An 11672-nucleotide genomic window follows, 5' to 3' on the forward strand; every position below is an offset into this window, starting at 1 on the left:
TCATTTATAAAATAAGGCAGTGAGCACATAACCAGAAAAAATGACCATAAGAAACGATGTGACCACAGCCTTTCTTGTGGTTTGGCCCACACCAATGGCGCCACCTTCTGTCCTAAGTCCCTGGCTACAGGATATAGTGGAGATGGAGAGACCAAACACATAACCTTTGAGAAGTCCCACATACAAATCTTTCAGTCCTGGAACGGAAGAGATTCGATAATATACATCTTGGAAGTAACTGATCATATCAATTCCCAGTTGAAAATGTCCAACAATACCTCCACCTACGATTCCTAAGGCGGCTGAATATACGCAGAGCACGGGAACCATAAGCGAAAATCCAACGATTCTTGGCATCACCAGATACCGAACGGGATTAATAGACATCACTTCTAATGCATCGATTTCTTCGGAGACTTTCATGGTTCCAATTTCTGCAGCCATTGCTGAACCGACAGATGCTGCGAGAATGAGAGAAGTCATAAAGGGAGACATTTCTCGAGTGAGTGTGATGGTAAGGAGGAGTCCAATTTGCCCTTCGGCCCCAAAGTCACGAAGACCAAGACCTGTGTTTAGGCCAAGAATCATTCCTGTAAAAATGGAAACAATAGAGACAACAAATAGAGAACCAACACCTGCGATAAACATTTGTTCTAAAATTTCTTTTCGTTTGAAATAGAGATGGTGGGACTGGCCAACCGAACGAAAGAGAAGGAGAACCGTATACCCTATGGCATAGAGTAAGGGTTCCAAGGTTTTTGAATATAACCGTTTCATAGTTCCCACCAAAGGAGTTTGTATTTGTTTTTTGGTTCTCTTGTATCGATTCCTAAAAATCCATAACCCAGTTCATACCGGAAACCCGTATGCGATTTTGAATATTCTAAAAGGATGGGAATATGGATATGGGTTTCATCCTCTGTCCACCGATGAGTATAGAGCCTTGTGATCAGGTGCAAACGTTTTTCCCCATTAGATGACCTTTTGTATTCGATGATAGAAAATATGGGTTCCCATACATCTTCCATTACTTCAAAACGAACAGGGATGATGGCAAGGGTATTCCAACCAAAATTCCCATCGGCATCTTTGTGGTAACGAAATAGGGGCCAAAGTTTCCAATAATAATCTTCTCTCCCTGTTTGGACATATTCACTTTTCATATGGGAATAAAAAGGTAATAAAAAATGGGAAGTTGCTTTTAGGTGGGAGGTATTTTGCGACAAACGGATGTAAAATGGAGTGATAAACTCTGCTTCTTTATTAGCAAAATAGGAATATCCATAGAAGGGAAAAAACACTAGTTTTTGTGTATCCTTTTTTTCAGAGGTTGTGTATTGGAAAAAAATAAAGAGAGCCGTGTAATTGGTTTGTCCTGTTTTTTTATCATACCCATAAGAAAATAAAGAATTTAAAATAGGAAACCAAAGAAAGGCTCTACTTTTCATGTTCCCATCTTTAGAATCTTTGCTGTTATATAGTGGGAAAAATAGGGAGTAGGTTGTGGGTTCTTTTTTATCCAACCTTTCTTCACCCCACTGAAAAAAGGGCCAAAGAAAAGATTGGCGAATGTATTTTCCTTCATGTTCTTTTTTTGAATAGAGAGGAAAGATCCGAAAGTCACTTCTAGTTTCGGATCCGCCCCACATAACTAGAGGCCAAAGGATGGATTTAGCTTCATAGGTTTTGTACTTCCACTCAGAATAAACGGGGAAGAGCACATAACTCAATTCTTGGTAAGAAAGTTTGTTCCGAATTTTCCCGTAAATGGGAAAGATACTAAAATAGTTTTCCCTTTGGGATTCTCCTTTGCCCCAAATAAAAAGGGGAGTAAAAAGGATGTCTTCATCGGCGTCCCCTTCTTCGTGTTTGAATCCAGTTCCACTAAAGAAAAATAAAGAAGACCAAGTATACCAATAGTTCGTTTCTTCTTTATAATAAAAAGGGGATAGATAACTTTTAAAACGAAAGGCATAGGTTTTGTCTTGGAAACCCATATAGAAAGGACGGAAGGCTAAGTAACTTTGGCGGCCCCTAGTTTCCGATTCATATAAAAACCAAAACTGGTGGTAGTTGGATTTGATATCTTCGGTAAACGAGTTGGGGAGTTTAGCAAAAACACTTGAGCTCAGAAAGAAGAGACAAAAAACAATTCCGAATTGAATTTTAAAGCGGGAATCCACGTAATTTCAATATCTTCAAGTTTCTAGAAAAGGAATCAAGTGATTTCATGATCCAAACCAAAATCGCACTGCTTTTCGGAGGTATCTCCGGCGAACATATCATCTCCATTCGGTCTTCTTATTTCATTTTCAATACAATCGATAGGGAGAAATTCGAAATTTGTCCTGTTTACATTGACCAAACAGGAAAATTTTGGATACCCAAACGAAAAGATGCGGTCTATCCGGATCCTACAGGCAGAACTGAGGCTGAATTTTTAAAAGAATTTTCTTCCCTCAATCAAATTTCCGAATCAAAGTCGGGTGCCGGATTGTTAGAACATGGATTCCAAGTCGCCTTTCTGGGATTACACGGGGGAGCCGGAGAAGATGGACGGATCCAGGGTTTTTTAGACGTGTTAGGAATTCCTCATACAGGTTCGGGAGTTTTGGCATCAGCTCTGGCAATGGATAAATATAGAGCTAATCTCCTATTCCAAACCATAGGGATACCCGTGGCTCCTTTTGTAGATTTAGAAAAGGGAAAAACGGATGCCAGAAAAATAGTTTTAAACTTACCTTTTTCCTTTCCCGTCTTCATTAAACCGACGCTAGGTGGGTCTAGTGTCAATACGGGAATGGCAAAAACTCCTGAAGAGGCTATGGTTCTTGTGGATAAAATTTTTGTCTCCGAAGACCGGGTGCTCATCCAAAAGTTGATTTCGGGAACAGAAGTATCCATTGGTGTTTTGGAAAAAAAGGAAGGAGAAAAACGAATTCCCTTTGCTCTCGTGCCAACGGAGATTCGGCCCAAGTCTGAGTTTTTTGATTTTGAGGCTAAATACACCAAAGGGGGAAGCGAAGAAATCACTCCCGCGCCGGTCGGTGATGAAATCACAAAAAAACTCCAAGAGTATACTTTAAAGTGTCACGAAGTGCTTGGTTGCAAAGGTTACTCACGGTCAGATTTTATCATTAGTGACGGTGTCCCTTATGTTTTAGAAACCAATACTCTGCCAGGAATGACGGGGACAAGTCTTATCCCGCAACAAGCAAAAGCGCTCGGGGTAGAGATGAAAGAAGTATTTACTTGGCTTCTATCGATTGCTCTTTCTTAGGAAAGAAATAAATTCCCACAAGGATGGCGATAAGACTGGCTATGGTTCCATAGAAGTGGCTTGTCATATCGTCGCCGTAAACTTCCAAAACAAGCCAAGTTCCAATTCCCACAAATAAAGAAAAAAGGGCAGCTCTTTCATCTGCCTTTTGACTCATCAGTCCAAACACCATAGGAATAAAGAGTGTGACAAGAGAGATTCCTCCTGAGTCTTCTACAAGGGCATAGATAGATGGTTTTCCTACAGCGAGTAAAAAAGAAATCCCAGCAATGATAAGAACCGAAGTTCTTGAGAGAAGGAGTAACTTTTTATCATTCATATCCTTGAATGCGTATTTCAGAATATTCTCAGATAGAATGGAAGAAGGGGCAAGGATAGCGCCGGAAGCCGTGGAAAGAATGGCAGAGATGAGGGCTGAAAAAAATAAAATCTGCACCCAGGGGCTTGCAAACTTAGAAATCATTGTCGGGATGAGAAGTTGCCCTGTTTCTCCATGTAAATCAAAGTCGGGAAGAAGACTTTTGGCATGGAGACCTAAAAACAAAGGGATAAGGGCAAAAAGAAGATAGAAAATGGAAGAAAGATAAGATGCGGTAATGGCCACTTTTTCGGATTTTGCTGACATCACTCTTTGGAAGATATCCTGTTGGGGTAAAGATCCAAACCCCACCACCATCCAAGCAGAAAGATACAAAGTCCATGCATGGTAATTGGACTCTGGAAAAAAACGAAAGAACCCATCGGGTTTTTCCTGGATCGAAGTCCAAATTGGTTTAACTTCGTTTAACTCGAATAAAACGATCACAAGGCCTATGATGATGGAGATAGATTGGAAAAAATCCGTTAAAGAGACAGACCACATCCCACCAAGATAAGTATAAAAAACAACAAGACAAGCACCGATGACTATGGCTGTGAATTGGTTGATTCCAAAAAGAATCTGCACCATAATTCCGAGTGCTACAAATTGTGCGGCCACCCATCCAAAATAGGAAAAGATCAAACAAATCCCGGCGATAAATTCCATCTTCTTTCCATACCGGTTTCTGTAAAAATCTCCAAAGGTAAGGATTTGCATTCGGTAGAGATACTTGGCAAAAACGAGACCGAGTAAAAAAAGGCAAAGGGCTCCGCCAAACGGGTCTTGGATGACAGATAAAAATCCCCCCTTCGCAAATTCGACGGAGGAACCAAGGATGGTTTCACTTCCAAACCAAGTAGCAAAAAGGGCGGCAGTAGAGATAGGAAGGGGAAGGCTTCTACCCGCTAAGATAAAGTCACGAGAGTTTTTGACTTTTTTTGCCGCATACACTCCAATGGCAATCGTTATGAGTAGGTAACCAACAATGAAAACTGCTTGGAAACTCATTCTTTAAAATAAATCTTCTTCCACTGGTTTTGACGGCCCATCTTCTTTCTTTTTTTTGACCGCAGATTTTACGATTTCGCCACTCGGTGCTTTGGATAAAAATTCTATTTTTGCTTCTGCATCCACAAGTCGTTCGGAACAAACTTTCTTTAATTCCATTCCTCTTTCATAGGCTTTGATGGAATCTTCTAAGGAAAGGGTTCCCCTTTCTAATTTTTCTGCAATGTCTTCTAATTCACGCAGCGCTTCTTCAAAACTAATTGATTTTTTCTCTACCATTTTGAATTCCTATATTTTTTCTTTTACTTCTACGAGAAGTTTTCCATCGGATAGGAATACTTCTAAACTTTCTTTTTCTTTGATACTATGAATGGAGGATAAAACTTGTTTGTTTTGATTACGAACTACCGAATACCCACGTTTTAAAGTCCCTAATGGAGAAAAATGTTCTAATCTTTGTTCGGCGAGAGTGAATTTATTATGGATTCTTTCTAAATAGGATTTCCAGTTATGGGAAAGGTTATCAAACCTCTGGAATTCGCTTTGTTTGCGAACCAAATAGTTTTTTCCAAGGAGTGAGATCTTTGTCATCAGTTCATCCAGTGTTGTGGATCTGATTTCTAATAGAGTTTTCGGATTTTGAAATACAGGTCTTGTTACAAGACCTGTCCATTTTTCCTTCCCTATACGGATAACGTTTGTTAGGGCAGACTTAATTCGATCTTCCATTTCATCCAGTCGGATGAGAGTATCTGATACATTGGGAATGGCTAGTTTTGCCGCAGCTGTAGGAGTGGGTGTGGTAGCATCAGCTGCTAGGTCTGTGAGCACTCGGTCTATTTCATGACCCACCGCTGAAATAATAGGAATCCTGGAATGGTAATAAGCCATCACCACTGCTTCTTGGTTGAAGGCCATTAGATCCTCGAAGGAACCTCCGCCTCGGCCCGCAATGATCACATCTACTTCCCATTTGGGATCATTCAGCTCTCTAATTGCTTCTATGATGGAGACTTCCGCGCCATCTCCCTGCACAAGGCAAGGGGATACCAGAATCTGAATGGAAGGATTTAAGTCTGTGGCAATACGAATGATATCCTCTACAGCTGCCCCTTTGGGTGAGGTAACAATGCCTAGGCGTTTTGGGAACTTGGGAAGAGGGCGTTTGTGTGCAGCATCAAAAATTCCTTTATCCAAAAGGGCTTTTTTTAATTTTTCAATTTTGAGAAGGATGTCCCCCTCTCCGATTTCTTCAATTTTTTGAACCGTTAAACTATAATACCCACCAGGTTCATAAACAGAAACCGAACCATAAACCAAAATCTCCATTCCATTTCGCAGCGGCGTACCTTTATAGTTTTTGGCTTGGAAGGAAAAAAAAGCACATTTGATCACACTTGTCGTATCTTTTAATGAAAAATACATATGCCCAGAACTATTCGTTTGAGAAAAATTGGAGATTTCTCCTCGCACCCAAATGTTTTTAAATTCCGATGAGTCTTGGAGTTTGGCTTTGATGAGGCGGTTGACCTCACTAACACTAAGAGATGAGTCTACGAGTTCCATTTATATATTCTGAAAACGTGTCTCTCTAAAGATTTTCCAGAAATCCCAAAGGATGATGACAAGGGTCAAAGCCATGGGTCCAATGATGATTCCAGCAACACCAAACTCTTGTAATCCGCCAATGAGAGAGAGAAAGATCAAAAACGGATGTGTTTTTAATTTTTTATCCAAAATTTTTGGTTTTACTAAGTTTTCTAAAATCAAATAACTCGCACCACCTGCAATCATAAAGAGGATACTTCCCGTCCAGTTCTCTTGGACAAGTCCAATGTACAAACCAATGGGTAACCAAACTACAGAAGTTCCGACTACTGGAATGAGTGAAAAAATGGTGGCGATGCTAGAAAGTAAAAACTTATTTGATACGGATGTAAATAGTAACAATACGTATACAAAGGTTCCTTGTAAAAGGGAAATAAATAAGTTCCCCATCATCACAGTGCGAATGGCTTCTTCAATACGCCGGCCCAGTCTTTCTTCAATTTCTGTGGGGAAGGGGAGTAAAACAAAAAGAGCATGTTCCATTCGGCTTCCTTCTTTGTATAAAAAGAAAAGTAAAATGAATGTAAAAAATGCATTAAAAATAATGGCCCCAGGCACTTCAAATGAACCGAGTAAAAAACCAGAAGAGTTTTTAAGTAAACTATAAATGGAATCTAGGTTTAAAATGTCCATATGTTGACCCACATATTCCCTATACATCAAAGGAAGTTTGATCCAAAAAAATTCATTTTCTGTAAAGAAGTCTGTGAGCATGGGGCTATTGAGTAACAAAGAAACAATGGATTCTTCGGTGAGTTGGTTTCTTACATAGCTGACTAAGTTTAGTGACTCTCGAATCAAAGTCGAAACAATCAAATAAGATGGGATAAACACTCCAGCAAGCATAATAAGAACCATAATATAAGGTGAAAGTCCATGGAATTTAACACCGAGTACATTCTTTAGTTTTTTGTGAATCTTTCTTGTTGTGAGATAAAACAATAGGGCAAGAAAACTGGCCCAAAGAAAAGGTTTGAATACAAAAAATAAAGTAAGGCAAGTCCCAATGAATATGGCACTCAGTAGGAGATAGACTATAATTTCGTTTTTGTTTTTAATCCAATTCATGATTAGTAACTGGAATGTTTTCTAAAATAAAAACGAAGGTAAGTGGTAGAGCTTCCATTTTCAGAAATAATGATCGAAAGAGATTTTTTGATAAACCCTTCCAATAAGTAAGTGACCTCCCCATTTTTTTCTGTTTTTTCGAGGAGTTTCCAATCGCCTTGGGCCGATCTTGTTTCGATTCGTTTTAGAATTGTTGCCAAACTTTCCTCTGATTCGAGTAATAGATAGGCTTCCTTTGTATGGATATGGCTTGTTTTGAATTCACTTGATTCTAGGAACCTTAGTTTTTCCGGAAAAAAAGACTGAGGGAAAGCCGGTGGAGGGCTTGTAGGGTTTTTGGTAACAACAATTTGATCAAAACGATAGATTTCTGTTTGGGTAGTCGGAGTACAAGCCCAAATAAATAGCAATAAAATAGGCAAAAAACGAAGCATTACGGAAAGCAAATGGGTAACTCCTGATTCCTTCCATTCATTTTTTTAAATCTTTGTTGCCAGCTGCAAGGAAAGCTTATCTTTTCCTTGTGTTGGATTTTCTTCAGTTTGATGTTTTTTTGGCTCGAATTCTAGAGTTACCCCCCTTAGTGCTTTGGGGTTTCTTTTGTTTTTCTAACTTTTTGGAGAATGTTTTTCCCCCTTGGCCGGGCGATACCATCACCGTGTTCTCAGGGTTTCTATCCTCGAGTCCAGGTTCCCCTCTCTCTTTTGTTTCCGTAGTAATCGCCACATATTTAGGAAACCTCCTCGGTGCCTTGGTGATGTATTTCTTTGGGGAAAGGATCCTCCAATTCTTAAAACGATCACGGTTCCCTTTTCTTTCAGCCCTCTATCAGGAAGAAAATTTACATAAGACACTTGCTTGGTTTCGTAAACATGAGCTCGTTGTGGTTTTAATTTCCCGATTTTCCGCAGGAATTCGCTTCTTTGTTTCCATTGTAGCGGGAATGAGTAAAATGAACGTCATTAAATTTGTTTTTTTGTATACCATTGCCATCTCACTTTGGTGTGGACTTCTCCTTTTGGGCGGATCTGTGATGGGAACCCATTGGAACCAAATCGTTGTTATACTGTCATACTACAACCAAACCATCGGATTCATACTCATTTGTTTATTGTTGTACTTTCTATACCAAATTAAGAAGAAAAGAAATACAAAGTTGACATGATTTCTTTATCTGTTAGGGTTTTCACCCATGAACTCTTGGGGAAATATAGCGTTTGATTTTTATACATTCGGCTCTCTGGTCGGTGTGATTTTTACTTTTTACAATGCACAATTTTTTTTAACGGTTAAAGAAAAGTCCGAAGCTACCTACCAATTGGGAATGGGAACTCTCTGGCTTGGTCTCTTCCACTTCGGTTATATGATCAACTTCTCCTTTATGGGTCCGGCTTCGGCTTACATGCGTTGGCTTGTGATCATTGGAGCTATGGCTGGTGCCTCTTACCTCACTAGTTTTTTCTTAAGTTATCCGGAAGTATACTTTCCTAGACTTAAAAAATATCTTTTTTGGGTTATGAATACAATTGTTGTGTTCGTTACCGGTTACTTTGTATCTATTAGTTTAACGGCTGGTAGGTTATTTTTCTTTAGCGGGCATTATTGGGATTTTCCTGTTCCTGTTTTTTATAAAGCCTATGCATTGATCGTTCTCGGTTTTTTTGTTACCTTTTCTTTGGTGGCTCTGGTTCAGATCTTTAAAATGCCAAAAGAATCAAGGTTTGCTTCCGCAAGTATTCTTGTAGCCTTTATCCTCGTGACTATACTACCAGGGATTATGAATGCTCAGTCCAGGGATGGTGCCATTGGAAGAGGATTGTATCAAACCATTACGGATCTTGTTTTGGTAGTAGGACTTTTTGTAGCCAATGTGGTTTATATTAACAATACCAAAGATAAAACTACCATTATCTCTAGAATCATAGGGATCTCACTTGCTTCCTTTTTATTGGTTTTACAACTCGTTGCTTATTCAGTCATCCAACAGTCGGATGCAAACTATGATATGGTGCATACTGCCCGAGCAAAAAACTATATTGCTGGATTGGAAACAGACCAGCTCCCTAGTTTTCATTATACTTATGATACCAACCGAAAAGAATTTGTTCGAAAAAAAGGTTCTGAGGAATCTGAGGTCGACCCTACTGTTTATGAATCAGAGTATTGGAACTACTGGGCATTGGAAACAATCCTCTCTTACAAACAAAGTAAAGATTGGAAAGAAAAAACGGAGAACTTAGTTTCTTTACTTCCAAACACAAGCAAGGGTTATGCGGCAGAAATTAAAAGACTTTTAACTTTGGATACCGTGAAAAGTCCAGAAGCCTTAATTCATGAATTGGAATCGGAAAAAAGGAAAATTCTCTACACAAGAAACAAATTAAGAGAAATACCGGCAAAGAATTTTTCGGATAATGCAGATTCTCTAGTATCTAAAAAAGAGGGACCTCTTTCTGGTTTTTATGGAGCGGCACGTTCTGTCCTTGATTCTAATCTCCCAGAAGAAAAAAAAGCAGAAGTCCTCGATCAGATGTTTTCCCCTATGCCAAATCATGGCGACAGAAACTACCGCGGTCGCGTCAAGTTTGCGGAAAACAATCCGAAATATTCATTTTACGTAAGTTATTTGGTGGTCGACAAGGCAAATGGGCTTGTACATGAAGTGGGATACCCATACCTAGATTACCGAGAATTCCAAGAGGAGGTGACTCTTCCTTGGATCATTGGTGTTTTATCTCTTGCGGTTCTTGTGATCTTTGGATACAGGTTATTCTTTCTTATTGCACTCCTAAGGCCAATTGAACAAATTATCGAAGGTTTGACAGAGGTAAATTCTGGAAACTTAGAACATCGTCTGACGGTTCATGTAGAAGATGATATTGGGTTTATGGCCCGATCCTTCAACCGAATGGTTCGCTCCATCCAGGCCGCAAGAAAAAAATTGGAACAGTATGCGGACCAACTGGAAGTGAAGGTTCAGGAACGGACCAAGGAATTGGAGAACACTCTGAAGGAAGTCCAATCCTTAAAACACCAACAAGATGGAGATTACTTTTTAACCTCACTCCTTTTGCAGCCATTTAATGCTAATCATGCGAAGCATGAAAATGTCCATATTGATTTTTTATTGGAACAAAAGAAAAAATTTACCTTCCGTCAGTACGAAAAAGAAATTGGTGGGGATTTAAATATCGCAAACCAAATTTTCCTGAACAATCGTTCCTATACAGTTTTTCTGAATGCTGATGCTATGGGAAAATCAATGCAAGGTGCTGGTGGGGCACTGGTCCTTGGTTCTGTCTTTGAGTCTATCATTACAAGGACTCAACTCTTGGGTGAGGCAAGAAATACTTATCCAGAACGTTGGATCAAAAATACTTTTTTAGAACTACATAAGATCTTTGAAGGTTTCGATGGGTCTATGCTTGTCTCGCTTGTACTGGGACTCATTGATAACGAAACAGGACTGCTGTACTTTATCAATGCGGAACATCCCTGGATGGTTCTTTATCGAGATGGGATTGCTAGTTTTATTGAAAATGAATTGATGTTTCGAAAATTAGGAACTTCCGGTGTCCAAGGAAATCTTTATATCAAAACCTTCCAATTAGAACCAGGAGACATTCTGATTGCCGGTTCCGATGGTCGGGATGATTTACTGATTTCCCATACAGCCGATGGTAAACGAGTGATCAACGAAGATGAAAGGTTATTCTTAAAAGTTGTCGAATCAGGAAAGGGTGAGCTCGACAAAATCTATGATGAATTGGCTAAGTATGGAAGTCTCACCGATGACTTATCCTTGTTACGTGTTTCCTACATTGAAGAAAAAGAACGATATAAAATTGAAAAAGAACGTTTGAAAGAAATCCAAGCCCTCCTGCTGAAAGCAAAGGAAGCCAGCGAATCCTCTGACTTACAAGAAGCAGTTGCTTATCTTGAGGAGGCCAACTCCCTAGAAGAAAACATTCCTGAAATTAAAAAGAAATTCATCCAACTCTATCTAAAATTAAAGGACTATGGAAATGCCAAAAAAATGGCTAAGGACTATAGTTTATTAAGACCAATGGATACAGAGATTATGTACATCACTGCGTTTTGTGCTCGCAAAGTTGCCGATGTCAAAACAGCCATTGATTTTGGGGAAAGAGTCCGTCTTCGTGACCCGAACCATGTCAAAAATTTAATCAATTTGGGACAAACCTACTTGGCGGATAAAAATTTGGATCGGGCAGAGAATATTCTCAGTTCCGCTTTGGAGTTAGATCCTGAAAATCCTAGTTTGCAACGTCTTCTTGACCACATTCGGAAGAAACAAAACAAACAAGATGTTGTAAGTTAGAGTCT

General features: G+C 39.4%; 10 protein-coding genes. 3 read left to right on the forward strand and 7 right to left on the reverse strand.

Going from position 1 to position 11672, the window contains the following annotated elements; genetic code table 11:
- A complete protein-coding gene (locus tag JWG40_RS08995) occupies positions 1 to 777 on the reverse strand; it encodes an MlaE family ABC transporter permease (RefSeq protein WP_205285464.1) in 777 nt (258 codons plus the stop codon).
- Positions 774 to 2183, reverse strand: a complete 1410-nt coding sequence (locus tag JWG40_RS09000) for a hypothetical protein (RefSeq protein WP_205285465.1) — start codon at positions 2181 to 2183, stop codon at positions 774 to 776. Before JWG40_RS09000 ends, JWG40_RS08995 begins: the two co-directional genes overlap by 4 nt.
- A gap of 47 nt (positions 2184 to 2230) precedes the next feature.
- Here JWG40_RS09000 and JWG40_RS09005 point away from each other — a divergent pair, with 47 nt between their 5' ends.
- Positions 2231 to 3280: a D-alanine--D-alanine ligase gene (locus JWG40_RS09005; protein ID WP_205285466.1), complete on the forward strand. Its 1050-nt coding sequence runs from the start codon at positions 2231 to 2233 to the stop codon at positions 3278 to 3280.
- Here JWG40_RS09005 and JWG40_RS09010 read toward each other — a convergent pair.
- From JWG40_RS09010 to JWG40_RS09030, 5 genes are read right to left on the reverse strand one after another with little or no spacing between them, the layout of a single operon-like run.
- A complete protein-coding gene (locus JWG40_RS09010; RefSeq protein ID WP_205285467.1) occupies positions 3249 to 4649 on the reverse strand; it encodes a high affinity choline transporter 1 in 1401 nt (466 codons plus the stop codon). The genes JWG40_RS09005 and JWG40_RS09010 overlap by 32 nt on opposite strands.
- 3 nt (positions 4650 to 4652) lie before the next feature.
- Positions 4653 to 4928 carry an exodeoxyribonuclease VII small subunit gene (locus JWG40_RS09015; protein ID WP_002982688.1) on the reverse strand — a complete coding sequence of 92 codons (276 nt, stop codon included), beginning with the start codon at positions 4926 to 4928 and terminating at the stop codon, positions 4653 to 4655.
- A 9-nt stretch (positions 4929 to 4937) separates the two neighbouring features.
- Entirely contained in the window at positions 4938 to 6215 is a 1278-nt protein-coding gene (xseA, locus tag JWG40_RS09020) for an exodeoxyribonuclease VII large subunit (RefSeq protein WP_205285468.1), read from the reverse strand.
- Positions 6216 to 7325 carry an AI-2E family transporter gene (locus JWG40_RS09025; protein WP_205285469.1) on the reverse strand — a complete coding sequence of 370 codons (1110 nt, stop codon included), beginning with the start codon at positions 7323 to 7325 and terminating at the stop codon, positions 6216 to 6218.
- A gap of 2 nt (positions 7326 to 7327) precedes the next feature.
- On the reverse strand, positions 7328 to 7759 hold the full coding sequence (locus JWG40_RS09030) for a hypothetical protein (protein WP_205285633.1): 432 nt from the start codon (positions 7757 to 7759) through the stop codon (positions 7328 to 7330).
- Positions 7760 to 7851: 92 nt separating this feature from the next.
- On the opposite strand from JWG40_RS09030, the gene JWG40_RS09035 reads away from it, so the two are divergent.
- Both JWG40_RS09035 and JWG40_RS09040 read left to right on the forward strand, forming a co-directional pair.
- A complete protein-coding gene (locus JWG40_RS09035; protein ID WP_232369293.1) occupies positions 7852 to 8490 on the forward strand; it encodes a DedA family protein in 639 nt (212 codons plus the stop codon).
- A 27-nt stretch (positions 8491 to 8517) separates the two neighbouring features.
- Entirely contained in the window at positions 8518 to 11667 is a 3150-nt protein-coding gene (locus JWG40_RS09040; RefSeq protein WP_205285471.1) for a SpoIIE family protein phosphatase, read from the forward strand.
- The last annotated feature ends 5 nt before the right edge of the window (positions 11668 to 11672 follow it).

It is taken from the genome of Leptospira abararensis (genome assembly GCF_016918735.1).
Lineage (GTDB): Bacteria > Spirochaetota > Leptospiria > Leptospirales > Leptospiraceae > Leptospira_A > Leptospira_A abararensis.